Annotated in this window: 19 protein-coding genes; 11 read left to right on the top strand and 8 right to left on the bottom strand. The window is 63.0% G+C overall.

Annotated features, from left to right (window positions below):
- Positions 1-78: 78 nt before the first annotated feature.
- The 3 genes from MUN80_RS09960 (at position 79) to MUN80_RS09950 (ending at position 3,996) form a co-directional block, all read left to right on the top strand.
- On the top strand, positions 79-1,455 hold the full coding sequence (locus tag MUN80_RS09960; RefSeq protein WP_244723029.1) for an ATP-binding protein: 1,377 nt from the start codon (positions 79-81) through the stop codon (positions 1,453-1,455).
- 11 nt (positions 1,456-1,466) lie between these two features.
- Positions 1,467-2,732: a tetratricopeptide repeat protein gene (locus tag MUN80_RS09955; protein WP_244723024.1), complete on the top strand. Its 1,266-nt coding sequence runs from the start codon at positions 1,467-1,469 to the stop codon at positions 2,730-2,732.
- Between the two features lie 61 nt (positions 2,733-2,793).
- Positions 2,794-3,996 carry a tetratricopeptide repeat protein gene (locus MUN80_RS09950; RefSeq protein WP_244723023.1) on the top strand — a complete coding sequence of 401 codons (1,203 nt, stop codon included), beginning with the start codon at positions 2,794-2,796 and terminating at the stop codon, positions 3,994-3,996.
- An 8-nt stretch (positions 3,997-4,004) separates the two neighbouring features.
- Here MUN80_RS09950 and MUN80_RS09945 read toward each other — a convergent pair whose 3' ends face one another.
- The 4 genes from MUN80_RS09945 to MUN80_RS09930 all read right to left on the bottom strand — a co-directional run bounded on the left by MUN80_RS09945 (position 4,005) and on the right by MUN80_RS09930 (position 8,319).
- Positions 4,005-4,976: a M28 family peptidase gene (locus tag MUN80_RS09945; RefSeq protein WP_244723021.1), complete on the bottom strand. Its 972-nt coding sequence runs from the start codon at positions 4,974-4,976 to the stop codon at positions 4,005-4,007.
- A 20-nt stretch (positions 4,977-4,996) separates the two neighbouring features.
- Positions 4,997-6,079: a PH domain-containing protein gene (locus tag MUN80_RS09940; protein WP_244723019.1), complete on the bottom strand. Its 1,083-nt coding sequence runs from the start codon at positions 6,077-6,079 to the stop codon at positions 4,997-4,999.
- Between the two features lie 59 nt (positions 6,080-6,138).
- A complete protein-coding gene (locus MUN80_RS09935; RefSeq protein WP_244723017.1) occupies positions 6,139-7,332 on the bottom strand; it encodes a threonine synthase in 1,194 nt (397 codons plus the stop codon).
- Between the two features lie 81 nt (positions 7,333-7,413).
- Positions 7,414-8,319 carry a LysR family transcriptional regulator gene (locus tag MUN80_RS09930; protein ID WP_244723015.1) on the bottom strand — a complete coding sequence of 302 codons (906 nt, stop codon included), beginning with the start codon at positions 8,317-8,319 and terminating at the stop codon, positions 7,414-7,416.
- Between the two features lie 260 nt (positions 8,320-8,579).
- Between MUN80_RS09930 and MUN80_RS09925 the strand changes: the two genes are divergently transcribed.
- Entirely contained in the window at positions 8,580-13,673 is a 5,094-nt protein-coding gene (locus tag MUN80_RS09925) for a DUF2339 domain-containing protein (protein WP_244723013.1), read from the top strand.
- An 85-nt stretch (positions 13,674-13,758) separates the two neighbouring features.
- On the opposite strand, the gene MUN80_RS09920 is transcribed toward MUN80_RS09925, so the two are convergent.
- The 3 genes from MUN80_RS09920 to MUN80_RS09910 form a co-directional block, all read right to left on the bottom strand.
- Positions 13,759-14,295 carry an RBBP9/YdeN family alpha/beta hydrolase gene (locus MUN80_RS09920; protein ID WP_244723011.1) on the bottom strand — a complete coding sequence of 179 codons (537 nt, stop codon included), beginning with the start codon at positions 14,293-14,295 and terminating at the stop codon, positions 13,759-13,761.
- Between the two features lie 10 nt (positions 14,296-14,305).
- Complete coding sequence (gene blaOXA, locus MUN80_RS09915) at positions 14,306-15,148, bottom strand: class D beta-lactamase (protein ID WP_244723009.1); 843 nt, start codon at positions 15,146-15,148, stop codon at positions 14,306-14,308.
- 94 nt (positions 15,149-15,242) lie between these two features.
- Positions 15,243-15,614, bottom strand: coding sequence for a hypothetical protein (locus tag MUN80_RS09910; RefSeq protein ID WP_244723006.1), 372 nt, complete (start codon positions 15,612-15,614; stop codon positions 15,243-15,245).
- 321 nt (positions 15,615-15,935) lie between these two features.
- Here MUN80_RS09910 and MUN80_RS09905 point away from each other — a divergent pair, with 321 nt between their 5' ends.
- The 5 genes from MUN80_RS09905 to MUN80_RS09885 all read left to right on the top strand — a co-directional run bounded on the left by MUN80_RS09905 (position 15,936) and on the right by MUN80_RS09885 (position 20,704).
- A complete protein-coding gene (locus MUN80_RS09905; protein ID WP_244723004.1) occupies positions 15,936-16,076 on the top strand; it encodes a hypothetical protein in 141 nt (46 codons plus the stop codon).
- Positions 16,077-16,593: 517 nt separating this feature from the next.
- Positions 16,594-19,212, top strand: coding sequence for a S8/S53 family peptidase (locus MUN80_RS09900; protein WP_244723001.1), 2,619 nt, complete (start codon positions 16,594-16,596; stop codon positions 19,210-19,212).
- A gap of 114 nt (positions 19,213-19,326) precedes the next feature.
- Entirely contained in the window at positions 19,327-19,773 is a 447-nt protein-coding gene (locus MUN80_RS09895; protein ID WP_244722998.1) for a hypothetical protein, read from the top strand.
- Between the two features lie 36 nt (positions 19,774-19,809).
- Positions 19,810-20,187, top strand: coding sequence for a hypothetical protein (locus MUN80_RS09890; protein ID WP_244722995.1), 378 nt, complete (start codon positions 19,810-19,812; stop codon positions 20,185-20,187).
- A gap of 157 nt (positions 20,188-20,344) precedes the next feature.
- Complete coding sequence (locus MUN80_RS09885) at positions 20,345-20,704, top strand: hypothetical protein (RefSeq protein WP_244722993.1); 360 nt, start codon at positions 20,345-20,347, stop codon at positions 20,702-20,704.
- Positions 20,705-20,776: 72 nt separating this feature from the next.
- Here MUN80_RS09885 and MUN80_RS09880 read toward each other — a convergent pair whose 3' ends face one another.
- A complete protein-coding gene (locus MUN80_RS09880) occupies positions 20,777-21,046 on the bottom strand; it encodes a hypothetical protein (RefSeq protein ID WP_244722990.1) in 270 nt (89 codons plus the stop codon).
- Between the two features lie 232 nt (positions 21,047-21,278).
- Between MUN80_RS09880 and MUN80_RS09875 the strand changes: the two genes are divergently transcribed.
- Together MUN80_RS09875 and MUN80_RS09870 are read left to right on the top strand one after the other, a co-directional pair.
- The gene (locus MUN80_RS09875; protein ID WP_244722987.1) at positions 21,279-22,619 is read left to right on the top strand and encodes a Gfo/Idh/MocA family protein; all 1,341 of its coding nucleotides are present in this window, start codon (positions 21,279-21,281) and stop codon (positions 22,617-22,619) included.
- Between the two features lie 474 nt (positions 22,620-23,093).
- Positions 23,094-25,124 carry a T9SS type A sorting domain-containing protein gene (locus MUN80_RS09870; protein ID WP_244722985.1) on the top strand — a complete coding sequence of 677 codons (2,031 nt, stop codon included), beginning with the start codon at positions 23,094-23,096 and terminating at the stop codon, positions 25,122-25,124.
- The last annotated feature ends 249 nt before the right edge of the window (positions 25,125-25,373 follow it).

Here is a 25,373-nt window from a genome sequence, read left to right as displayed (position 1 = left end):
GCCGCGAAGCGGGCCGCCCACCACTGGTCTTGTGGAGGCAAAACCCGTAGCTTGCAGTTTCAATTTTAGGCGTGTGTTATGGCTGCTCTGCCCAATCCATCTGACTTACAACCCCTGCTCGACGCCCTGGCGTTTTCACCCGAAAATGTACCGCTGCGGCGTCATGTAGCCACATTATTGCGGCAAGCCGGCCGCCTCGCCGAGGCCGAGGAGCACTACCGTACCGGTTTGCGCCAGGCCCCCGACGATGTGGAGCTACAGCTGGGCCTGGCCGAAACGTACGCCGCACTGCAGAAAACCTCGGCCGCGCTGGTCGTGCTGGAAGAATTGCTGCGCGACCACCCAGACCAGGCCCGCGCCCACCTGCTGCACGCCCGGCTCCTAGCCCGGGCCGGCGGCCCACCCGACGAAGCCCGGGTTGCCTACCAACAGGCCTTACAATTCGACAGCAGCCTGCGCGACCCGGCTTTGGATGAGCAGCTGGGGTTGCGCCCGGCCGCCCAGCCCGCCGGGGGTGGCGCCCCGGCCGACTACTCGGCCAGCGTATCGGCCGACTATGGCCTTGATGAGCGGGCCTTATTTGCGGGTTTGGAAAAGCCCAAAATCACCTTCAACGACGTGGGTGGTATGGAGGCGGTGAAAGAGGAAATCCGTCTCAAAATCATTCACCCGCTGCAGTTCCCCGACTTGTACAAAGCCTACGGCAAGGCTGCCGGGGGCGGACTGCTGCTCTACGGCCCACCTGGCTGTGGCAAAACCCATTTGGCCCGGGCCACGGCCGGTGAGGTGAAAGCCTCGTTTATCCACGTCGGCATCAACGACATTCTGGATATGTGGATGGGGCAGAGCGAGAAAAAGCTCCACGACCTGTTTGAACTGGCCCGGGTGCAGGCTCCGTGCGTGCTGTTCTTCGACGAAGTAGATGCCCTAGCCGCCAACCGCCACGACCTACGCCAGAGCGCCGGCCGCACCCTTATCAACCAGTTTCTGGAGGAACTCGACGGGGCCCGGCACTCCAACGACGGAGTGTTGATTCTGGCCGCCACTAACGCGCCCTGGCACCTGGACCCAGCCTTCCGCCGCCCCGGCCGCTTCGACCGGATTGTGCTGGTAACCCCACCTGATGAGCCCGCCCGCGTGGCCATTCTGGAAGTGCTGCTGCGCGGCAAGCCCGTGGCGCCCGGCCTGAACCTGAATGCCCTGGCTGCCCAAACAGCCGGCCTTTCCGGCGCCGATTTGCAGGCGGTGGTGGATGTGGCCGTGGAAGCCTGCCTACGCGAGTCGATGAAGGCAGGAAAGCCACTGCCGGTGCAGCAAACCAACCTACTGGCTGCCGCCAAGCAGGTAAAGCCCAGCACGAAGGAGTGGTTTGCCACGGCCAAAAACTACGCTTTGTACTCGAACGAAGGTGGCAACTACGACGACATTCTGACTTACCTGGGCATCAAAAAGTAGTCGGATCAGCCATGTCTTTTCCCTCGGATAGCCGCTGGCAGGAAGCGGTGCAGCACCTGCTGGCAGTGCACCGGCCGCAGCAAGCCGAAACCCTGCTGCGCCAGCAGCTCGTGCGCCATCCGCGGGAAATATATGCTCATGTGCTTTTGGCCGCCGCGCTTTACCAGCAGGCCCGCTACCCGGAGGCCCGCACGGCCGCCCAGGACGCGCTGGCCCTGGACCCGGCTACCAGTGAGGCCCACTACCTGCTGTGCCTGATTTGCTCCCAGCTGAACCTGGTACCGGCCATGGTGGAGGCCATCGACGAGGCACTGCGCCTGCAGCCCTGGAACCCGAAGTACCTGGGAGCCCGGGCTCAGGTGTACCTGGGCTTCAATCAGCCAGCCGAAGCCCAGCGAGTGGCGGAACTGGGGCTGGCCTACGATCCTACGCACGCCGGCTGCCGGCTGCAAAGGGCCGAAGCCTTGCAGCAGCAAAGCAAGTGGGACGACTTGGCCGTTGCTCTGGGGCAGTTGCGCCAAGCCCATCCTACGCTACCTGCCGCCTATCGGATGCTGGGCCGGGAAGCCTTGCGCCGGGAGCAGTTTGCGCAGGCGCAACTGCATTACCAGGAAGTGCTGCGACTCGCGCCCAACGACCCGGAAGCTTTGGCGGGCGCCAGCCAGGCCATTCGGCGGCAGCTGGGCATTGGGCGCGTGGCCTTGCGCCTCGACCGGTATTTGACTTTTATTTCGGAGGGCACTAAGCGCAGGCAACTCAAAGCCTGGGGCCACTTCCTACTGATTCTGGTGCCGCTAAGTATGCTGTGCATTCCCTTGCTGCTGTTCCTGGGCTTTGAGGCGGTGTACTGGCGGCTGCACCCCGAGGTGCGGCGGCTGCGCAACCGGCCCGACCACGCCATGCCCTACGCCCAGCAGACCCTGTACCGCTATGGGGCTCCAGCGGCAGTAGCCTTGCTTATCCTGGCCTGGACGACGGGCCTGATCTGGTTGCTGCTCTGGCTGGGTCTGCCGGAAAGCAGCCTGGGCCCGGGCCTGACCGGGGGCCTGACGACGATAGTTATCAGCATCGGGGCCCTGCTGAAAGAGGCAGCCCACCGCCCCCTGCCCACGGCGTCGCCAATGGGCCGCCTGCTACTGGCGGGGCTAACGCTGGCCGGCAGCATCCTTGTCGCTCTGCACGAGGCTACCTGGCCATACGGTCCGCTTCTACTCCTACTTTTTACCACCGGGCTCCTGTACTGGCAATTTCGCCGACTGGTGCAGGCGCCCCGCTAACTTGGTTTCGGCACTGCGCCTTGGCGCCTTGTCTTTCTCTTTTGCTCCCCTTGATTGCCTTATGAATTCGTACTCGAATATTGGCCGCGTTCAGCTCTTACTCCAGCACCAGCGCCCCGCCGAGGCCGAGCAGGAAGCCCGCCGCCAGCTGCGCGACGACCCCGACAACAGTCCGCTGCTGTGCCTGCTGGCCCTGGCTCAAATGGCTCAGGAGCAGCTGCCCGCCGCTCAAGGCTCAGTGGAGCAGGCCATTCACCTTGACCCGGAAAACGCTTTTGCTTTTTACGTGCTCAGCGCCGTGCAGCTGCGGCAGCAAAATATTCCGGCCGCACTAACGGCCATTGAGGAAGCCTTGAGCCTCAACCCCGAGGATGCCGACTACCAGCACGTGCTGGGCCAGATTCGCTTTCAGCAGGGCCAGCTACACGCCGCGCTGCGGGCGGCCGAAGCCGGCCTGGCTGCCGACCCTACGCACGTAGATTGTCTGGGGCTGCGGGCCCGCTGCCTGGCCCGCCTCGGCCGCGGCGACGAAGCCTCGGCCAACTTCGACGAAGCCCTGCGCCACGACCCTACCGACGCCGGCACCCACGCCGACCTGGGCTGGGTAGCCCTGGAGCGGGGCCGGGCCAAGGAAGCTGCCAAGCATTTCCAGGAAGCCCTGCGCCTAAACCCCACTTCCGATTACGCCCGGGAAGGGCTGGTAGCGGCCCTGAAGTCGCGCTTCTGGCTTTACAACTGGTTTTACCGCTACACCGTTTGGACCCAGACCATGAGCCCAAACATGCGCCAGGGCATGTTTATCGGCCTGTTTGTGCTCTCCCGGCTAGTGCCCATGCTGCTGCCGCTGTACCTAGTGCTGGTGTATATGAGCTGGTTTGCCGAGCCGCTCTTTAACTCCCTGCTGCGTTTTAACCGCTACGGCCGCTACGCCCTCAGCGAGGAGGATACCCGCTACTCCAATCAGTTCTTAGGCGTGCTGCTGGGCGGCTTGGCGCTGCTGGGCGCGGGTCATTTGGCGGGCGTTGCGCCGTTGGTTACGGCCGGCATTATAGCCCTGGCTCTGCTCTTTCCGCTAGTGGGCACCCAGCGGCAGTGGCAGCCGAAGCGCCGGCAACAGTCGCGCTGGTTTGGCTGGGGCCTGGCCGCCCTGGGCGGGGTGGCCGTGCTGGCCCAGGTACTGGCGCTGCCCTTTGAGGGCGGCATTTTCCTGGCCTTTCTGGGCGGCACGCTGGTGTATATCTGGCTGATGGCTTTGCGCAGCTAACCCCCTTATTACAACCCCAGAACGGCCCCCAGCACACCATTGACGACTTCGGCCATGCGCCGGAAGTCGAGCGTGTCGATGGTATCGGTGGGTTGGTGGTAATTGGCGTTGCGCAGAAAAGAAGTGTCGTTAATCATCAGGGCCTGGTAGCCGTAGCGCCAGTAGTTGCGGTGGTCGGAAAGGCCGGCCAGGCCCACGGCGCTGGGCAGGTTGATGCGCTGCACGTCGATGTCGGCGTGGGCCTGCATGAGCTGCTGGACTTGGCTTACAATGGCCTCCTGCCCTTCTTTGCCCACTACCGTAATGAAGTTGCCGGTGTTGGGAAAAAGCTTGGCCAGCTGCTCGTTCGGGAAGCGCTGGGAGCCGGGTTCGTCGCTGAAGTAGCCAATCATTTCGTAGCAGATCATGGCCCGGACGGCTACGTTCTGGTGGTGCAGGGACTTGGCGTGCACGGCGCTGCCCATGTCGTCGGTCCCGAAAAACGGCGGCTCTTCGAGCGAATACGCTACAAAGTCGATGCGGCGGGTGAGCTGGGGCTTTTGGGCGTGGAGCAGGCGGGCCGTTTCGAGCAGGCCGGCCACGGCGCTGGCGTTGTCGTCGGCCCCGGGCTGGTCGCCGCACACGTCGTAGTGGGCCCCCACAATGATGCGCTCCGCTTCGGCCGGGCCAAAGGAGGCAATGATGTTGCGGTACTGCTGCCCATCGGCCCGAAAAGGCTGCTCCTGGACCCGGCAATCCAGCTTGTCGAACTCGGCCTTGATGTAGTCGGCCGCTTTGTTGAGCGAAGTCAGGTTGCGGTAGTTGCGAGCCGGGCGCAGCTCGGTCAGAAACTCGACATCGGCGTACAGACGGTCCTGATTGGCTTTCATAGCGTTAACTTGCGTGGGTAGCGGTACGGGCTGCTCGCGCTTCTTCCAGCCGGCAAACGCCAGCACCCCAACGACCAAGGCTACGGCAGCAAGGAGCAGAAGCTTCGACATGTTGCTAGTGTACCGTAAAATCAGCGGTTGGTTATGGTCCGGCTTAGAAGCAGCTGCTCGGCCGCCGCTACGGCGTGGCTGGCGTAACGCTCCGGGCCGTGCACTATTGCCTCTAGCTGCGCCGAGCTATACCCGCTAAAACGCTCCCGGAACTCGACGATGCGCCGCTGATGGTCCGCCGCGGCCGCGGCCAGCTCCTGCTCCGACAGGTGCCGGTGCTGAATGGAAGGAAAGCCGGCTACCGATTGGTAATGTACGCCCAACAGCCGGGCAATTTCTTCGGGCGGACCAGTTTCGTGGGTTATAACGCACACCTGCCGGTTTTTCAGCTGAAAAACGATGTGGGCGTACTCCCGGGTAGAGTACCGGTCGGCTACGCCCCGCACCACGCTACACTCGCGCACCTGCTCCCGGTCAAATTCCAATACGCCCCAGCGGTCCTGCACCCGTAGCCGATGCTCCACCGGGTTTATGGATACTTGCTGCCCCTCACTGACGCGGGCATACTGCCATTTCAGCCAGGCTTCCGGCCCCAATAGCAGCAGGGCCCACAAACCGCCCATCGACGGCGCCCACCAAGGCAGAGAGGTAAAAAGCAACACCAGTACGCCAACTACCCCGGCCCCAAGCAGCGGCCACCACACCCGCCAGGAAGCGCGGCTGACCGACACAAAGCGTACTAACTCCGGGGCGGCAGCTGTAGCCCGGTCCAGGTAAGGGTCGGGGTCGGCATTGTGCCAGCCAGGCCACTGACTTAGGCTGCCCGCGAAAAACATTTGAATCAGATCTTCCGGGGCGAGGGTATGGGCCCACCAGCTCTCGGAAAGCTCGTAAAAGTACGCCGCCTGCACTAGCTGATAATCGGCCAGTACGGCCCATTCGTTGGCTCTGGTAAGGGTCAGGGTTTCGGAGCCGCGCCGAAACCAGACGCCGGGCGGCACGCTGGTTGTGCCGGCCCGGTATCGTTCATTGAGCTGATCGAGCTGAGCTTGCCAGGGAAAATCGGTGTAAGCAGCCAGCGCCTCGGCTTCGGTAATCGGATCCTGCTCCCGGCGCTCATCGGGGTAAAAGTTAACGTGCTGCCAGCCCCAGGTTACGTCCATTAGTTCCGCCTTTGGTAGAGCAGCAAGCTACTGAAAGCCGGTGTTTTTACCCTACCGGCTTAGTACTGGCCTTCCACGTTGTCGAGGTATTTCTGGCCGGCACCAGTGTTGAGCAGCAGAATTTTCTCGTCGGCCCGCAGCCAGCCGGTGCTGAGCAGGTGGCGGGCAGCCATCCAGACGGCGGCACCTTCGGGGGCTACAAACAGGCCTTCAAGGCGGCCCAGTTCCCGCATGCCTTCCACCATCTGCTCGTCGGTGATGCTCACGACCGTGCCCTGCGACTCGCGCAGCACGTCCAGCATGAGAGGTTCACCCAAGGGGCGCGGCACGGCCAGTCCGTTGGCAATGGTGGGTTTGCCAACGTAGTGGTGGGCATTGGCCTGCCGGCCCGTATAGGTTTCAATCAGGGGGCAGCAGTTGGCAGCCTGCACGGCCACCATGCGCGGCAGCTGCACGTCGGGAGCCAGCCAGCCCAGGGCTTTCATTTCCTGGAAGGCCTTCCAGATGCCAATCAGGCCGGTGCCGCCGCCGGCGGGGTACAATATCACGTCGGGCAGGGTCCAGTTTAGCTGCTCGGCAATTTCGTAGCCCATGGTTTTTTTGCCCTCAATACGGTAGGGCTCCTTCAGCGTCGAAACGTCGAGCAGGGCCCCGCTGGCGTTGGTTTGGCGCACCCAGGCGGCGCAGTCGTTGATGAGGCCGTCAATCAGCTCCACTTCGGCCCCGTACCAGTAGCACTCTTCCCGGAAGGCCTTAGGCGTGTGCCGGGGCATGGCCACTACGGCCCGCATACCGGCCTTGGCACAGTAGGCGGCCATGGCCACGCCCGCGTTGCCAGCGGTGGGCACAATGCAGCCCTCAATACCCAGCTCCTTGGCCTTGGAAATAGCCATGCTCAGGCCCCGGGCCTTAAATGAGCCCGTTGGGTTTTTGCCTTCATCCTTGAGCACCAATGAGTGCAGGTCGTAGCGGCTGCCCAGGCGCTTCAGGTCCAGAATGGGGGTAAATCCTTCGCCCAGGCTGACGCGGTTTTCATCATGGAGCAAAGGCAGCACTTCGCGGTAGCGCCACATCGAGCCCTCAGTCTGGCAGATGCTGGCTTTGCTTAGGGGCTCGTGCAGGTCGTAAACAGCCAGCAGCGGCATCTGGCAGCACTCCGATACCCGCTGCAAGGTGAAGGCCGAGTGGGGCCGGCCACAGGCGGAGCATTCCAGGATCTGGATTCGAGAGGTAAGGGCGGTGCAGGTTTCCATGGGGCGGGGCTAAACAGTTGCGCTTTAGAACGGCAAGTAGCCCCGGCGGTATGCGAAAACAAAATAGGGATTCGGAATAGCCTATTCCCTTTTCGAATAGTGCCGCTTCATGAACTGCACGAAATCTTTGTAGGGCAAGTTGTTTTCGGTGCCCCGGCGTTGGATGAAGTTGAACTGCCGCCGCATGGCCAGTCCCTGAATCGGGACTTCGAGCAGCTCCCCCGACTCCAGCTCCTTGACTACCGCCTGCCGGGGCAGAAACGCCAGGCAGGTATCGACGCGCACGAAGTTTTTGAGGGCTTCCGTACCGCCCAGCCGCACTTTTACCGGCAAGTCGGGCAGTTTGAGGTGGTGTTCAGCCAGCGCTTCTTCCAGCACGGCCAGGGTGCCCGAGCCGACTTCGCGCACGGCCAGCGGCACGTTGTGCAAGTCCTGCACCGTGAGGTTTTGCCGGTTGAGCGGGTTTTTGGCCGAGCACACGGCAATGACATCGTCGGTCAGGAACGGGGTGTAAGTCACGTTGCTGACTTTGTTGATGCCCTCGATGATGCCCAGGTCAATTTCGTGGTCGAGTAGGGCTTTGAGGATGTTCTCGCTGTTGCGGTTTTTGAGCGTGAGCTGAATGTTGGGGTTCTTGTTGAGGTAGGCCGACAGCACCGGGGGCAGCACGTAGAGCGAAATGGTGGTACTGGCCCCAATCATCATCCGAAAGCGCGGGGAATAGTCGGCGCTCAGGGCTGTGAACTCCTGGTGGAGCTCGTGCTGGAGCTGCTTGGCAACCAGCAGCTTTTGGTAGAGCAACTGCCCGGCGGGCGTGAGCTTGACGGTGTTGCCGAGCCGCTCGAACAGTCCGATTTTGTACTCTTCTTCCAGGGCCTTTACGTGCTTGCTCACGGCCGACTGGCTCACGAACAGGTTTTGGCTGGCCTTGGTGAAGCTCAGCAGGCGGGCCACTTCCAGGAATATTTCGTGCTTGTAGGAGAGCATAACGGCGGCAAGCTACAACTCTTGGGCAGGTGCCGCAACGCGCCGGGGCTACTGCCGCTACCTCCTCCGCGCCCGGCCATCGAAAGCAGCTGCCACGCTTCAGCTCCGGACTTTGGCAGCGTACGCCGAAACGATTGGAATAAATCAGTAAGTTTCAGCTTCCAAGTCCGGGCCTACGCGGCCGGCAGCTCGGCCCGAGCCTTTCACCCAGCTTTGGCGGCGGCCAAGATTCTCCGATTTTCATCCAGCAATAGTAGCGTATGGAGGCTTTGCTAGTCATAGTTGTGACGGTAGTAGTGGCCCTGGTTTACCACGGCTTCAGGGACCGACTCAAACGACTGGAGCAGCGCCTGACCGAGCGCGAAACCGGCCACGCCCAGTTGCTAACCCAGGTAGAGCAGCTGCGCAGAGAGCTCCAGGAACTCCGCGACGCCCCACCCATACGGACTGCCCCACCGCGCCCCGCCGCGCCGGTAGCTGCTGCGCCGGCTACCGCAGCTTCAGCCACTACCACGGCTCCCGCCGTAGTACCTGCCCGGCCGGTAGCCATTCCGGCTACTCCAGCCACCCCGGTAGAGCCCAAAGTAATAGCTCCGCTGCCAGCCGCACCGGCAATTTCAGTCACGTCTACGCCGGTCGTTCCACCGGTTGTACCCACGCCGCCGGTACCCGTAGCTTCGCCGGTGGCAGCTCCCGAGCCGGTTGCGCCAGTTGTGCCGCCGGTTGCCACCCCGGCTGCTGAGCCCGCCATTTCCACTCCGACAGTACCACCGGCTCCGGTGCCAACTCCGCCAACTGCTGAGCCGGTTCTGCCACCCGTTGGTTCTCCAGCCGCACCGGTAGCGCCGCCCGTTGTTCCAACCCCTTCCCCGGCTCCTGCCCAGCCCAAGCCGGCGCCAAGTACGGAGCCCCGGCCTGCACCGCGCCCGGAACCCAAACCGGAATCCAAGCCCGAACCGGTTTTTACGCCCCCGGCCCCACCGCGGCCGGCGCCCCGGCCCGTTCCCACGGAGCCCGCCGAGCCTACGTGGTGGGAACGAACCGAACAGGTGTTGCTCGACAACTGGACCGGTATTCTGGGCGCCGTGGTGCTGGTTATCGGCGTCGGGTTTCTGGGAATTTACACGGCCGTGCAGGTCAAGCCGCCGGTGCGCTTCGCCATGATTTCGGGGTTTGCCGGGGCCCTGCTGGGCTTGAATTATTACCTGCGTACCAAGCCCTTTGCTCAGCGCCTGCACGTGTGGCTACAAAGCAGTGCAGCGGCTATTTTCCTGTTTGCCTGCGTGGGGGCTACCAGCGTACCGGGCCTGCAGTGGGCCGCGCCGCCGCTGAGCTACGGGCTGCTGCTGACGGGCGTAGCGGCCAACCTCTGGCTGGCCTGGACCAGCAGCCGGGAGTCGGTGGCGACGCTGCACGGGGTGCTGAGCCTGGTGGCCCTGGCCGTTATTCCGCCCGATTTAATTACGCTGGGCACGGCCACGGCGGTTACGGCCTTCTGCATTGCCATTACCTACCGGCAGCAGTGGAAATACCAGCTGCTGCTGAGCATTCTGAGCTTTTTTGTCTTTCATCAATACTGGCACTTCCACCTGGCCCAGCCCCTGACGGGTGTGGCCCGCGTAACGGCTATGAGCCTGGTGGTGCTGGTGGGCGTGGCGGCGGCCGTGGTACAGTACCGCCGCGTGTACGCCGATTCCCGCTTTGATGCCCTGCTTTTTGCCGCCCACGTGCTCAACTGGACCACGCTGGGCTTCAACCTCTACCAATACAGCACCGGCTCGCCCTGGAAAACTATTCCGCTGGCCCTGGGCGCGGTGCTGACCTTCTTCGTAGCCCGCCGGGCCCGGCAGCTGGGCATTCAGTGGCTGTTTCAGACCGACACCATCATTTCCCTGATTTTGGCCCTGGCTACGGCCTTTTCGCTGCAGGGCTGGCACGCTACAGGGCCGGTCGTGGGCCTATTTATGCTGCTCGAAGCCCTGCTGATTGCCTTTATTATGGCCCGGGAGCGGGAAGCCCTGGTGTTCCGGGTGGCCAGTGTGGGCGCTTTGCTGGCTGGCGCAGGCCTGCTGGTAATGATAACCGCCCAGCTCACCAGCTACTCGCCGGCCGAGCTGCAACGCAACGCCCTGATTGTGTTTTTGGCCGCCAGCCTGGGCGCGGGCTACTTCCGCCTGACCTTTTCCCAACCCCTACTTGAACCCGACGCTCAGGATTCTCCCACCAACCGGGCGTTGCACCAGGGTTTTGGCGGCCTCGTCGGGGCCTTATACCTGAGCGCGGCGGCACTGGTCCTACAGGCGTTGTTCGGCATACGAAATCCGTCTGTGGGCCTGCTGATTGGCGAGGCCCTGGCCGCCGCCGGGGTGGTATTTGCCCTGGCCCGGCAGCTGCGTGGGGAGCCGGCCTGGTTCCGCACCCTGCACTTTGCCGCCGGGCAGGTATTGCTGACCGTGGCCATTCTGGGGCTGCACAAGCTGGGACTGGTGTGGCCCGCCACGGCGGCCGTGCTTTACCTCGAAGTTCTGGCCCTGACCTGGCTATTAGGCCGGGCCACGGAAGTCCATGCATTCCGCATGTACCTTGGGGCGGCGCTGCTGGCGGGTCTGTGGCTACTGCTGGCCGGCACCGGGCCTGGGCAGCAGTTGCCAGCGGCCAGCTTGCACCGCAATGCGCTGCTGCTGCTCGGGGCGGGCCTGTTAAGCGCCGTCTTTTTCCGCCAGCTTTCCCGTCCGCTCTGGCTGAGTGCTCAGGCCAGTGCCTCGCCCGAGCGAAGCTTGCACCAGGGTTTGGGCGGCCTGACGGGGGTCCTGTATCTGGCCGGGGCGGGGGTGCTTTTGCAGGCATTGTTTGGCCCGCCGCAACCGCCGGCACTGGCCTTGATAAGTGGGGCGGCAGTGGCGGCCGGACTAGTCTTTGGCCTAAGCCGCTGGCTGCGCGGCAGCACCGAGTGGTTCCGGATTCTGCACCTGTTAGCGGGGCAGATGCTGCTGACTGTGGCTATTCTGGGTCTGCACAAGCTGGGATTGGTGTGGCCCGCCACGGCAGCCGTGCTCTACCTGGAAACCCTGGCCCTGACCTGGCTGCTGAGCCGGGCTACAGAAGTGGTAGCGTTTCGCATGTACCTCGGCGCGGCGCTGCTGGCTGGGTTCTGGCTACTGCTGGCCGCCGGCCTGCACTGGTCTGTGCTGCCCCCAGCCGCGCTGCACCGCAACACAGTGTTGCTACTCGCCGCGGGCTTGGCCAGCGCCGTGTTTTTCCAGCTTTTTGCCCGCCAGCTCTGGCTGAGCGCCCAGGTCAGCACGTCGCCCGACCGGAGCCTGTACCAGGGTCTGGGCGGCCTGACGGGGGTCCTGTATCTGGCTGGGGCAGGTCTGCTTTTGCAGGCATTGTTTGGCCCGCCTCAGCCCCCGGCGGCAGCGCTGGTGAGCGGGGCGGTAGTGGCGGCGGGCTTGGTTTTTGGGCTGAGTCGGTGGCTGCACGGCGGTGTTGAGTGGTTTCGGATCCTGCACCTGCTGGTAGGTCAGCTTCTGCTGAGCATAGCCGTGCTGGGCTTGCACAAACTAGGCCTAAGCTGGCCGCTGACCACGGTGCTGCTCTACGCCGAGTTTCTGCTGATGCTGGGGCTGCTGGCCGGGCGCCGCGAGTGGTGGGTATACCGCGTGCAGCTTTACGCTACGCTGCTGCTGGCTACGCTGCTGCCCGTAGTAGTGTACGGCACGGGTCAGCTGAGTCCAGAACAACGGGCGTTGCTACTGACCCTGGCCGCCCTGGCTACGGCAGCAGCCCAGGCTACACTGGTGCGCCTGGCGGCCCCGGAGTACGATTTGCTGCCGTTCTCCTACAATCCGGCTTACCGCCTGCGGGTGCTGGGCACGGTAGCGGGCTTGCTGCTGCTGGCCGCCGCCGGACTAATTTACCACCATACCTGGGCGGGCTGGGTAGCCGTGGGCATTGCTGGGGCGTTGCTGGCATTGCGGCGCTCGGTGCGGGTGCCCGGCTTGTGGGTAGGCCTGCTGCTGGCCGCGGCCGGGTATCATCTGCTGCAATGGCACCATGTTTTGGTGGCGGAGCCGGGGCTGAATTCCGGCGCCGCCCTGCTGTATTTGCTGCCCCTGGTGCTACTGGCCGCACCGGGCCTGGCCTTTTCCTGGTGGCAGGCGCAGGCTCGCCACGTTCGGTGGCCCTGGCTGTATTTGCTGGGCCTGCACGTGTTGGTTCTGGGCTGGGCTACGGCTCCGGTCCGGTTCGAGGCGCTTGCCGTGCTGGTATGGTGCGGGGCAATTGCGCTGGCGGCCGGAGCAGCTCAATGGCTACGTCGCCGCTTCTCCGACCCCGCCGCGCTAACCCGCCAGGGCAGCCCCGACCGGCACCTGCTGCACGTGGCCTACGGCTTGCTGGCGTGGGCTCTGCTTTGGCATTTTTACCATGAAGTGCCGGGCACCGCCGAGCTATGGCACGTACCTACCCGTCGCCTCACGGCAGCAGCCTTGGTGCTGGTACTGGCGGGCCTGGCCTGGCGCCGGCCGCCGGCTACCGCTCCCGTTTACCGCAGCTGGCAGCTACTGCACCCGTATCTGCCCGAGCTGACGCTGCTGTTCCTGGGCTTTACGCTCGGGTATGAAGTGCGGCTCACCTGGTTGGCGCTGTCGTGGCTGGCCCTGGCTTTTGCCCTCACCCTGGGTGGAGGCCGCCTACCCGAACAACTGCACCGGGTGCAGCTCTACGGCGTGCTGTTTTTCTGGCTATCGACTATCTGGGCGACGTACGTGGCTCTGCGCTACCTGGCACCCGGCCAGCTGCTGAGCGTCCGGTGGCTGACTACGGCCGGAGCGGTGGCTTTACAGTTTGCGTACGCCGCGGTAGCTCTACAATCTCACGCTACGGCCAAACCACTTTACTGGCCCGCGGGCCTAAGTGGCCTGGCCCGCCTGGGGCAGCTTAGTCCCCGGCAGTTGGTGGCGGCACTGCTCTACCCGGCCTTCGTGGCTCTTACCGTGCTCCTCGTGCAGTCCTTCGACCGCTCGGTGCTTACGGTGCTGCTGATGCTGGAAGTCGTGGCTCTGTTCGTGAGTAGCCTGCTGCTGCGCCGCCAGGATTTCCGCTACGCCTCCCTGGCCGGCGTGGCCGTCTGCCTGGTGCGCCTGGTGTTCTTCGATCTGAGTCAGCGCGGCACCGTCACCCGGGCGGTAGTCTTTATCCTGATGGGCCTGCTGCTGCTGGGCATGAATGCCCTGTATGCCCGCTTCAAGGACCGCTTCGCTCCCACCCCGGCCGCGGATGAGTCAGCCGAGGACTTTTCTCCTACCACTGACCCCGATGAGCCCCAACCGGCTGCCACCCCGACGGAGTAGACGGCTGTATCAGGAGGCCGGGCCGCTCCGGTAGTATCCTGAGCTAACATAGGCCGGCTGCTGAGGCGGCGCTTCGCTGCTAGGTTCAGCGGCCGGCCACCAGTTCCTGCAGCAGCGCGTGCCCTGCCGGCCACTGACCCAGTCCGGAGGTGGAGTTCAGGTGGCCCAGGGCCCCGGCATTAACCAGCCGGCTGCCCCAGGCCCGGGCAAATTCGGTAGCCCGCGCCAGCGTCACGTACTCGTCGTTGGTAGAAGCCACTACGATGCTGGGAAACGGCAGCTCCCGCAAGGGCATGGGAGCAAAATCGACGGCCTCGGCAGGAAAGTCAGCTTGCTCAGTGTCGGCAGGCGCGACGAGCAGGGCTCCGTGCACCTTGCTGGCCGCGTGTTGCCAGGCCCAGTACGCAATGGTGCTGCACGCCAAACTATGACCCACCAGCACTACCGGGCCAGGGGCGGCTTGCACGGCCTGGGCCAGCGTGGCCACCCAATCGGGGCGGCGGGGCGCATCCCATTCGCGCTGCTCTACGCGCTGGTAGCCATACAGGTGTTCCCACAGGCTCTGCCAGTGCTCCGGGCCGGAGCTGCCCAGGCCAGGCACGGTTAAAATGAGGGTTGACATAGGCTGCAAATTACGGTTTACCCGGACCAGCCAGCAGTCCGAACTCTTGCTGTAAGATTCGCTCCGTGACGGCGCGTCGGCCTTGGATGAAGGCACTCGTGGCCGGTTTTCCGTCGGCTGGCTCTACGTTCAGGGCAAAGAAATGAGCCTTGCCTTTCTGCTCTACCCAGCCCACAAACCAGCCGTTGTCCTGACCTTGCCGCATGGCCCAGCCGGTTTTGCCGCGCAACACCCAACCGGGGCCGCGGCTTAACACCAGCAGGTCTTTGGTTAACTCCTGAGTGCGCTTGCTCACGGGCAGCTTGCCTTGTTGGAGGCGCTGCAAAAAGTCGATTTGCTCGAATTGCGTGATGCGCGAAGGGCCGACCACCCAGAACGAGTCGACCGTGGCCGGCGTCACCTGCATCCGGCCGAAGCGCAGCTTGGGCAGCCACTGCTGGTAGCGCTCGGCCCCCACACGCCGGGCAATCTGCTGGTAGCACGGCAGGCACGACACCCGCAGGGCCCGTCCGAAGCTCATGTCCTGGTTCCACTGCGGAAAGCTGCGCTTCACTCCGTCCCACCGGAATACTTCAGCCGTGTCGCGCACAGCCCCGGTTTCGAGGCCGATAAGTGAGTTAGGAATCTTGAAGGTAGAAGCCGGCAAAAAGCCCTGCCGGCACCGGTCCAGGTCGTAGGCTGTGTACTGCCGGGTGTCGGCATTCAGCACCAGAAAGGAGCCCCGCAACCCGTAGGCGGCGAAGTAGGACTGAAAATCACGCGTTTGCACGGCCGGGTCGGGCGTGGCCGAGCCAGTGAGCAGAGCCAGCCCGAGCAACAGGCCGGTAAAACGCAACAAGCGGGGGTGTCGCACAGGGAACTGACTGCAGAGCCCGCCCGGCACCGGGCAGGCAGTGAATACTAAACCAGACCCAATACTAGCGTTTTTTGACGGACGACCTTGTTCCTTATTCGCCCTTTATGGCTTCCAGGCGGGACAAGCTCAGGTAGTAATATTCCTGGCTGGCCACCGGCGGCGAGTACTTGTTAAACTGAGTATAGGTCCCCGTGAAGCTGACCAGCAAGGAGTCTTGGCGAAACGCCTCGGGCAATACGCCGCAAACAAAGCCCACAATTTGCCCATCCGGGGTGCCCGGTACGCTGGTCTGAATGGTATACACCCGCTCCCGGACATCGTACAAAACCAGGCCACGGCCGTCCACATTTTCCTTGACGATAAGGGAGCTGCACCCCTCGGGCGCAATGACCCCGGCTTTGTCTTCGGAACAGGAGGTAGTCAACAGAGCCGTCAGAGCCAGCAGCGGTAGAATAGCTTTCATCGTTCTTTCTTTTTGAACTGAATATGTCGGTAGAAGAGCCGGCTGCAAGCTACAACGTTGCACGCGCCCCGGCCCGCTCTTTCCCAGACAAAAAGGCTGGCCGGCTGGTTTCGGCCCAGTCAAATTCTCCGACCCGACTGCCAGCACTACGACCCAGCGGCCCGTTTGGCCAGTCCTTTGCGGCCGGCTGGCCGCAAAGGACTGGCAGAATAAGCGTACCTTGGCCCGGCTCCCGCAAAGCTACGGCCGGGCTAAACCCGGCGAGCCGGTCGGGGGTATACGGCTTCTATCACCCAATTTTCTGCTTAATCATTTCTCATCATGGCGACTACCAATCAGACCGCTGCAACCAACCAGACGGGCGAGGCCCGCACCGAAACCGCCCAGGAGGCCCTCTACCGCCGCGTAAAGCAGGCTCAGGAGCGTCGTCGTCAGAAGCGCAAGCGCATCCACGCTCACTAAGCTTCCTTGCTCCGCTGAAAAGCCCTGATTGCCTTTGCGGCAGTCGGGGCTTTTCTTTTTATTTCAATTTTGCACTTTTAGCATGTAGCTACATAAATCATTCCTTCTTCACTTAACAAGTATATTACAATTATTGTATAAATACTGATAAATAAATCTTTAGCATTTGAAGAGCACCACAGAGCCATAGACAGCAATTCTATGGCCATTTTTTTGCCAAAAATTTAATTTATCTACGTAAAACCGATTGGAAAACACAGTCGTATGGGTGTTTTGTTGCCATAGTCCTACTTAGCAGAACCCTGGATTTCGCTACTCATCCGGTCAAATCACAGAAGTAGGATTACTGGCACAGTCCCATTTCTTCTTTTCCACTCTTTCCTTTCCACCATTCTTCGTTTATGAGAAAACAGCTATTCACCCTCGCCTTTGCCTGCCTGGCAAGCCGAGCCCTGTTTGCCCAGGCTGTCGTCGACCCCGAGCTCAGGAACGTACTGCGCACCTCCCCCTGGCCCAGGTGGTGGTAACCTTTCAGGGCGACGGTGCCCCAAAGCCTCTGCAGCTTAATCTGCTGCGCGAGCTGGGTATCAGCAAGGGCCTCACCTTTCAGGCCCTGCCCATTGCCGGCGTGCTGGCTACAGCGGCTCAGGTAGAAGCCCTGGCCCAGAACCCGCAGGTCAAATCCATTTACTACAACAAACGCCTGACTTACTACAACTTCGACGACACCAACCTGACCGGGGTGAAGCGCCTGCGCGCCGACAAGGACCTGACCGCCCGCAACAATGGCTTGCCGGTGTCGGGTAAGGGCATTGGGGTACTCATCAACGACAGCGGCGTGGATGGCACCCACGACGACATCAAACTGGGCACTCACTTGGTGCAAAACACGCTGGGCAGCACCAACCTGAACGCCTACGACGCCATGCTGCCCGTGACCTACGTGGAAGGCGTGCCTAACACCGATACCAACTCGGGCCACGGCACCCACTGCGCCGGCACCGTGGGCGGCAACGGCACCCGCTCGGGCGGCAAGTACGAAGGCGTGGCTCCGGGCGCTTCGCTGCTGGGCTACGGCTCGGGCGGGGCCCTGCTCGTGCTCGACGCCATCGGGGGCTTCGACTACGCCCTGACCCACCAGTACCAGTACAACATCCGGGTTATCAGCAACTCGTTCGGCACCAGCGGCGACTTCGACCCGGCCGCGCCCATCAACCTGGTAACCAAAAAGTGCTATGACCGGGGCATGGTGGTGGTATTTGCCGCCGGCAACGACGGCCCCGGTGCCGACACGCACAACCCCTACGCCATTGCACCCTGGACTATTTCGGTGGGTGCCGGCGACCGGTTTGGCCGCCTGGCCGACTTTTCCTCGCGCGGTGTGAAAGGCGAAGGCGGCACGTTCGTGGCCGACGGCGAAACCTGGACCTATGCCAATCAGCCGGTCATCGTGGCCCCCGGCGTCGACGTGGTTTCGACCCGGGCCGTAGCGCCGGTTTCGACGCTGGGCGCCCAGATGGACGCCGAGCTGCTGGCCCCGGCCCACGTGCCCTTTTATACCCACATGAGCGGCACCTCCATGGCCACGCCCCATGTGGCGGGTGTAGTGGCCCTGCTGCTGGAAGCCAAGCCTTCGTTGTCGCCGGCCCAGGTGCGGGAGCTGCTGGAGCAAACCGCCACCAACATGCCCGGCCGCGAAACCTGGGAAGTGGGTGCCGGCTACGTAAACGCCTACGCCGCCGTAGACAAAGCCTTTCGGGGCACCAACTTCGGGGCTACCGTCAACGCGAAGCGCACGTTCAACAGCAGCGTTAATTTCCTGACCAATACTCAGGACTTTAGCCTCGACTACAGCCCGCTGCCGACTTCAGCCAATCAGTTCACGTTCTCGGTAGCGCCGGGCACCAACAGCCTGGAAGCCAAGGTAAGCGCCGCAGGCCTGCTGGGCCAGACCGGCAACCCCGTCAACCTGATTCTGCTCGACCCCAATGGGGTGGAATACCGCTCGGGCATTCCGGCACTGTTTGCCCAAACCTACGACCGTAGCGTGGCCGTGGCCGCGCCCGCGCCCGGCACCTGGACGCTGAAAGCCGAGGGCCTGCAAGGCCTGGCCCTGCCCGAAACCCTGACCGGCAAGATTTCCCAGGTGGTAGCCAACGGTACCAGCGGCCTGAGCGACATCGTGGGCCACCCGGCCGAAGCTGCCATCAAGATGGCCGTAGCGGCTCGTCTCACTGATGGCGTGAGCGGTGGCTACCGCCCCAACGACTTGCTACGCCGCATTCAGCTGGCCGACTACCTGATGATGGGTCAGGCGGGCCGCCAGTACTTGCCGACTACCGGCACCCCGAACTTCACCGACGTGACGGGCAGCCAAGTGCTGCTGGCCGAAGCTGTGACGGCCAAGGGCGCCGCCCTGCGCGACCGGTTTCAGCAGTACAACGGCATGATGCGCCCCACCGCGCCGGGTCAATTCTCGGCCAATGGCACCGTGGACCGCACCACGCTGGCGTACGCTCTGGTGCAGGCCCTGGGCTTGCAGGAAGCCGCTCTGGCCCGCACGGGCAAACCCGTGACGGTAAAAGCGGATGGCAAAGACATTGCCGTAGATGACGCCGCTAAGATTCCGGCCGGAATGGAAGGCTACGTGAGCGTGGCCCTGGAGCTGAACCTGATTAACGCTTACTACTCCCTGAGTCAGGGCCCGTTTGACTTGCAGCCCAAGCTGCACGCCACCTTCAAGCCCACCCAGAATGTGACCCGCGCCGATTTTGCCGTGATTGTGACCCGAACGTTCCCGCAGTGGGAGGCCCTGACCCAGCCCGTGGCCGGCGCTTCGCAAACCAGCACGACGAGCGACGCAGTAGCTACGCGGGCAACCCAGGAAGCCCTTAGCGCTTACCCCAACCCTTTCTCGGGCAGCACCACGCTCAGCTATAGCCTGCCCCAGGCCGGCTTCGTGTCGGTCGACATCTACAACCTGATGGGCAAGAAAGTGAAGTCGGTGGTGGCTGAGCAGATGGGCGCCGGCTACCACGAGGTGAAAGTGGATGGCAGCAGCCTGTCGCGCGGCACCTACCTGTTCACGGTGAAAGCCGGCGGCCAGACTTCGTCCCAGCGCCTGGTTGTGCACTAAACCTCTCACCCATAGTCGTAGTTTTTCAGTATCCAAACAGCCCGTTTCCGTTGGAGCCGGGCTGTTTTACGTTGTACAACGTACATCGAGCCTGCTTTACCCGGTCATCTTTCCATGCCTCAACGGCCTCTATCATCAATCCTGCTGCTGCTCTTGGCCAGCTGCGACCCGGCCCCGCCGGTGCAGCTGCTAGTTACCAACGACAGTCAGGTTCCGCAGGTGGGCATTCGGGTGGAGTGCGACGGGCAGCTGGTGCTCGATACGGTGGTGAGCAAGTACCGCAGCCGCGCCGACCAGCTGCGGCGTGAACTGCGCCTGCGCCCGGGGCCGCACCGCGTGGTGGCCGAGGCCCGTGGGCAGCGTACCCGCCTCGACACGCTCATCAGCACAGCCGAAACCAACGTGCTGGGCCTCACCTTCCGCTTTGATTCGCTGGCGCCCCGGTCGCGCAAAACCTACTTCGCCGACGGAGCCGAGGGCGAAATCACCTTTCCCGCCTTTTACCAGCCCCGCTCCTTCCGGCTCTACCAGTTCCAGGCGGCCGAGCCGCTGCGCCCCTGATGCGGTCAGCAGCAATTTGCAGTGTTACTTTACCGCATGAGAAAAGCCCTTTACTTGCTGCTGCTGGGCGCCCTGAGTGCTGCAGGCTGCCAACCGACGTCTGAACCGGCCACCCCGCCGGCCGCCGCCGCAACGACAACCTCGGCTCCGACCGCCGCAGCGTCCCCGGATACAACCGCTACCATAACCACGCAAGCCCAGGCTCTTGAGGCCGTGGATTTCTACCTGCACGAGATGCCCGAAGGCGGACAGTACAACTTTGACTCAGCCAAGGCCCAACAGGTCGAGGGGCATTGGTTGGTACTGGTGCCCAGCATTCCTGGCGAGGGCCGCAAGCCCAACACAGCGGTCTTTGATGTCGGTAAGCAGAGCGACGACATTCGGGTTCGGTTTGTACCCAGGACTGGGGAATAGCGGCTTAATGGGCGCATTCACAGGAATTCAAGCAGCTCTGAACCGGAGCTATCTACCCGTTTCCGGTGCCTGGGGCGGCCCGATTACGGTATTGTTAAACGACCTCGGGCCGCGGCGACTACCGGCCCAATAGAAATTGCTGCCGTACTTTACGCCCATGAAACACGTCCTTCCTTTCCTGTTGCTCGGGGTGGCTGGCCTGCTGCTCGGCAGCTGCCAACAGAAGCCCGCCGCCGATTCGGCCACGCCGCCTACTGCCGATACGATTGCGCCACCGGCTCCCGCCACCGGCACGGCCGTATCGACGGAGGCCGAAGCCCGCACCGCTATTGGCCGCTACGTGCAGAGCCTGCCCAACGCCAAGCTTTTCGTGGTCGACTCGGCCACGGCTATTGAGGTAGATGACCACTGGCAGGTGCTGGTGCCCCGCACCGACTGGGCCGGGCGTATGCCCAACAAGGCCGCCTTCGAGGTAAACAAATCGACGGGCGCGGTGAAGACTCTGATGGTCAAGTAAACCCGCGACTTAGTCGCACAAAAAAGCCCGAGACATTATGGTTCGGGCTTTTTTATTCCGGTCAGATGCCGGCTACTGCTTGTTGAGCTGGTCGCGGTGCTCCTGCTCGGTGTCGGGCTGGTTGCGGCGGTCGGCGTGGTCGTCGGTGCCGTTGATGAAGTCCTCGTCGCCCTTGGCCAGGCTGTGCAGGTGGCGGATTCCGTCGCCCATCGTAACGCCGGCTTCCGTGTCGATGGTGGGCGACGTGGTGGCCGGGTCAATCGGGTTGGCGGCCGTAGCGCCGATAGCGCCGGGGGTGTTGTCTTGCTGTTTCTTATCGGTTTTCTTGGAGGTATCAGCCATGATTTCTAGTGGTAAGCTGCCCGGGGGCAGCGGTTCGGAACTGGGAAAGATCAGCCGAAGCTGGCCTTGTCTATACGCGCGGACGTAGCCACGGTTTTTGGTCGGCGGCTGAGCTGCGTATGCCCGGATGGCCCGGCGGCTTTCGGCAGGTAGTTTACAACCCGGTAGTTCCGGGGGCGTAGGCTAGAGGAACAAACGCTCCATCCGACCAGCCTACATCTCGCTATTCTTTATGAACAACCTCGAACCGCAACCCGCGGCAACCCCGGCCTGTGACCCGTCGCGCCGCCACTTCCTGACCCAAACCGGCCGGGGCCTGCTGGCCGTGGGCGTAGCCGGCACCCTGGGCGCTCTGCCTGAGGCCGCCGCAGCTGCCTCCGACCAGGCCGCCCAGCAAGTGCTCCAATCGGGCCCGACCGACGTGAAGCTGCCCGAAATCAACGCCAAGACCGAACCCAAGGGCACCAGCATTCCCAATCCCCAGCCCGTGGATCAGCGTGTGGGCTACGCCGTGGTGGGTCTGGGCCACCTCACGCTGGAAGAGCTGCTGCCCGCCTTGTCGCAGTGCAAGAAGTCGAAGCTGGTGGCCCTGGTCAGCGGCGACGCCGACAAGATGAGCAAAGTGGCCCGGCAGTACGGCATTTCACCCCAGAACTGCTACAGCTACCAGACCTACGACAACCTCAAGGACAATCCCGCCGTCGACGTCATCTACATCGTGCTGCCCAACTCCATGCACGCCGAGTACACCATTCGTGGGGCCCGGGCCGGCAAGCACATTCTCTGCGAAAAGCCCATGGCCAACTCGGCCAAAGAGTGTGAGCAGATGATTGAGGCCTGTCAGAAAGCCGGCAAAAAGCTCATGATTGCCTACCGCATTCAGTACGAGCCCATGAACCGCAAGGTGCAGGAGATGGTGCGCAGCAACACCTTCGGCAAAACCAAAATCATTGAGGCCACCAACACCCAGAACCAAGGCCCTCCGGACCAGTGGCGGCACAAGAAAGCCCTGGCCGGCGGCGGCTCCCTGCCCGATATCGGCCTGTACTGCCTGAACACGGTGCGCTTCCTGCTCGGCGAGGAGCCTACCGAGGTGGCGGCTCACATGTACAGCACCCCCAATGACCCACGCTTCAAGGAAATCGAGGAAAACATGCTCTTTACCCTGCGCTTCCCCAGTGGCGTGCTGGCCAACTGCGTCACGGGCTACGGAAGCTACACCTCCAAGCGCTACCGGGTACAGGCCGAAACCGGCTGGATTCAGATGGACCCGGCCTTCAGCTACCACGGCCTCAAGCTGGAGCAGGCCCACGCCCCCGACGGCAACGAGCAGAAAGCGCAGATCAACCTAGGTGAGAAAAACCAGTTTGCCCTGGAAATGGACCACTTCTCCGACTGCGTGCGCAACAACAAGCCGCCCTACACGCCCGGCGAGGAAGGCTTGCAGGACCAGCGCATTATGGAGGCCCTCTACCAGTCGGCCCGCAACGGCGGCAAGCCCGTCAAGCTCAAGCAGGACACAGCCAAGCTTGACGCCTTCCGTGGCACCCCACCCACCGAGCACCAGAGCTAGACCCGGCGTGCAGTGCGCACAAAAAAAGCCCCGACCAACGTTGGTCGGGGCTTTTTTGTGGCTAGCAACCGTTTATTGCTTCACCACTCTGTTTTCAAGGATGAGGAGAAACAGGTACCCATAAGACAACTAGAGTTGAATGGATATTGGGTTAGAAAGCGGGTACTGTTGGATGAATCTATCGGCCTGCGCAATAGTAAAGAATACTTATACATTATTAATATTTTACATATACAAATATTGGCTCTTACGCCCAGCTACGAGTCTTTTCCCGTTGTCCAACACCCACTCGCGCAGTACGTGGTTGGTACAGCAGCGGGCAGAACAGCCCGGATCCGGTCGCGCGCCGGTAACCAGGCAGGCAAGGTGTAACAACAAAACCTCAATAAATTATACTTTACCTATATATATGATCTTTATATTTACCGGCGCGGCCTAGTGCGTTCAACCAATCCGACCTCTTATCACACCTTTATGCAATTACAACGACACCTATTCTCCCTGGCTCTGGCCGGGGCGCTCAGCCTAGCCCTTAGCCCACGAGCCTGGGCTCAGGCTGGCAAAGACGGGGCCCTGACCGTAGGCACTGCCAACGTAGTGCTGAACCGCTACTCAGCGCTGACGGCTGATGCCCCGGCTGGAGCCACCACCCTAACTGTAGCCAGCACCAGCGGCCTGAGTACCGGCGACTTGGTATTACTTATCCAGATGCAGGGCGCCAGCGTCAATCCGGCCAATACCAGCAGCTACGGGGCCATAACGGCCTACAACAACGCCGGCAACTACGAGCTGGCCGTGGTGCAGGGCGTTATCAGTGCTACCTCGTTTGCCTTGGGCAACGCCCTGAGCCGTAGCTACACCGCTGCCGGCAAGGCCCAGATTGTCCGGATTCCGCGCTACACCGCTCTCACCGTCAACGCCGGGGCCTCCATCACGGGCGCAGCCTGGGATGGGGCGACGGGCGGCGTGGTAGCCCTGGAGGCTACGGGCACTACCACCATCAGCGGCAGCATCGTGGCTACGGGCCTGGGCTTCCGCGGGGGAGCCTTTGCCAACACTACGGCCACGAACAACGGCAACTATGCCGGCAACGGCAACACCGGAGGCGAGAAGGGGGAAAGCATTGCCGGCTATGGCACGACTTACCCCACTGGCAGCCGCGGCCGGGGTGCCGTGGCCAACGGCGGCGGAGGCGGCAACTCCGTGAATGCCGGCGGGGGCGGCGGGGCCAACGCTGGCACCGTAGCCAACTGGACTGGCAAGGGCAACCCCAACCGAAATGCGGCCTGGAGCGCGGCCTGGAACCTGGAGGGCGCTGGCTTCGCTACGGCCGCTTCTTCGGGCGGCGGCCGGGGTGGCTACGGCGTATCCGACGTAGACCTGGATGCCCTAACCGTGGGCCCTGACCAAGCCAGCTGGGGCGAATACAGCCGGCCCAACACCGGGGGCCTCGGCGGCCGGCCCCTCGACTACAGCACCAACCGGCTCTACCTGGGCGGCGGCGGCGGAACCGGCGACGGCAATACCGGCGTGGCCGGCGTGGGAGGCCGGGGCGGCGGGCTCATCTACCTCATCGGCTCTACCTTCAATGGAGGTGGTACTGTGGTGGCTGATGGCACAGCCGGGGGCATTTCTCAGGCCAATAATCCCTTCGCCGACGGGGCCGGGGGCGGCGGGGGTGGCGGTACGATCATTCTTGATGTCCGCACTGCCATTGGGCCCCTGAGACTGCAAGCCAATGGCGGCGCGGGCGGCAACACCGAGAATACCGTGACCAAAGCCTACGGGCCCGGCGGGGGCGGCGGGGCGGGCTACGTGGGCTTTTCGTCCGCCACGTTTAATGGGTTATCCATTAGCCAACTTGGCGGGGCCAATGGGGTTTCTACTTCCCCGGGCCTCACCGAGTTTCCGCCCAATGGCGCCACGCTGGGCGGCAGCGCCAGCTTTGCCTTCCGCACCTTTGGGGCCACTCCCCTACCCGTGACGTGGAAAGGCTTCACCGCTACCTGGGACGGCAGCCGCACCCGTCTGGTCTGGGCCACAGCCTCCGAGTTGAGCACCCAAAGCTTCGTTACGGAGCGCAGCACCGATGGCCGCACCTTCACCGCGTTTGGGCAGCCCATTGCCGCGGCCGGCAGCAGCTTCACCGAGCGCCGCTACACCGCCTTCGACCCCGCGCCCCCGGCCCGGCAGGTATACTACCGCATCCGCCAGGTAGATACCGACGGGGCGACCAGCTACACGCCCGTGGTAGTGGTGCAAACCCAGCTTATGAGCACCCTAGGGGCTTACCCGAACCCCGTGCGCCGCGGCCAGCGTCTGCGCACAGGCTTACCCACCGGCGCCACTCCCCTGCTCCTCGACTTGCTGGGCCGCTCGGTGCCGCTGGTTACGGGCGTAGCTCCCGATGGCACCCTGGACATCAACACCCAAAGCGTGGCGGCCGGGGTTTACTTCCTCACCTTACCCGGCGGCGTGGCCCAGCGTCTGGTCGTGCAGGAGTAGCGGTTGGACCAAGCATTCTTAGACAATGCCCTCGGGTACTATGGCTCCAGAGCTGTACTACCCCGGGGCATTGTTTAGTTACGCCCACCCTCTTGGGAACAAGCCTAGCGCCCGGGGGAATGCCCATTACCGGAACGGTGCCGGCAGCAGTTTTACCTTTGGGCCGGGCGCCGAACAGCGCAGCATTGCGGGCTTGCTACATCCAGGCTTTTTATTTGCCGGCAGCTCCGAGGCAGGTCTTCCGCTTGG

It is taken from the genome of Hymenobacter cellulosivorans, assembly GCF_022919135.1.
GTDB classification, from domain to species: domain Bacteria; phylum Bacteroidota; class Bacteroidia; order Cytophagales; family Hymenobacteraceae; genus Hymenobacter; species Hymenobacter cellulosivorans.
The sequence above is the reverse complement of the archived record's forward strand: the minus strand, read 5'-3'. Positions and strand labels throughout refer to the sequence as shown.

Bases quoted from the DNA above. Each gene is read 5' to 3' on its own strand.
- MUN80_RS09960 (WP_244723029.1), top strand. From the start codon at position 79: ATGGCTGCTCTGCCCAATCCATCTGACTTACAACCCCTGCTCGACGCC.
- MUN80_RS09955 (WP_244723024.1), top strand. From the start codon at position 1,467: ATGTCTTTTCCCTCGGATAGCCGCTGGCAGGAAGCGGTGCAGCACCTG.
- MUN80_RS09950 (WP_244723023.1), top strand. From the start codon at position 2,794: ATGAATTCGTACTCGAATATTGGCCGCGTTCAGCTCTTACTCCAGCAC.
- MUN80_RS09945 (WP_244723021.1), bottom strand. From the start codon at position 4,976: ATGTCGAAGCTTCTGCTCCTTGCTGCCGTAGCCTTGGTCGTTGGGGTG.
- MUN80_RS09940 (WP_244723019.1), bottom strand. From the start codon at position 6,079: ATGGACGTAACCTGGGGCTGGCAGCACGTTAACTTTTACCCCGATGAG.
- MUN80_RS09935 (WP_244723017.1), bottom strand. From the start codon at position 7,332: ATGGAAACCTGCACCGCCCTTACCTCTCGAATCCAGATCCTGGAATGC.
- MUN80_RS09930 (WP_244723015.1), bottom strand. From the start codon at position 8,319: ATGCTCTCCTACAAGCACGAAATATTCCTGGAAGTGGCCCGCCTGCTG.
- MUN80_RS09925 (WP_244723013.1), top strand. From the start codon at position 8,580: ATGGAGGCTTTGCTAGTCATAGTTGTGACGGTAGTAGTGGCCCTGGTT.
- MUN80_RS09920 (WP_244723011.1), bottom strand. From the start codon at position 14,295: ATGTCAACCCTCATTTTAACCGTGCCTGGCCTGGGCAGCTCCGGCCCG.
- MUN80_RS09910 (WP_244723006.1), bottom strand. From the start codon at position 15,614: ATGAAAGCTATTCTACCGCTGCTGGCTCTGACGGCTCTGTTGACTACC.
- MUN80_RS09905 (WP_244723004.1), top strand. From the start codon at position 15,936: ATGGCGACTACCAATCAGACCGCTGCAACCAACCAGACGGGCGAGGCC.
- MUN80_RS09895 (WP_244722998.1), top strand. From the start codon at position 19,327: ATGCCTCAACGGCCTCTATCATCAATCCTGCTGCTGCTCTTGGCCAGC.
- MUN80_RS09890 (WP_244722995.1), top strand. From the start codon at position 19,810: ATGAGAAAAGCCCTTTACTTGCTGCTGCTGGGCGCCCTGAGTGCTGCA.
- MUN80_RS09885 (WP_244722993.1), top strand. From the start codon at position 20,345: ATGAAACACGTCCTTCCTTTCCTGTTGCTCGGGGTGGCTGGCCTGCTG.
- MUN80_RS09880 (WP_244722990.1), bottom strand. From the start codon at position 21,046: ATGGCTGATACCTCCAAGAAAACCGATAAGAAACAGCAAGACAACACC.
- MUN80_RS09875 (WP_244722987.1), top strand. From the start codon at position 21,279: ATGAACAACCTCGAACCGCAACCCGCGGCAACCCCGGCCTGTGACCCG.
- MUN80_RS09870 (WP_244722985.1), top strand. From the start codon at position 23,094: ATGCAATTACAACGACACCTATTCTCCCTGGCTCTGGCCGGGGCGCTC.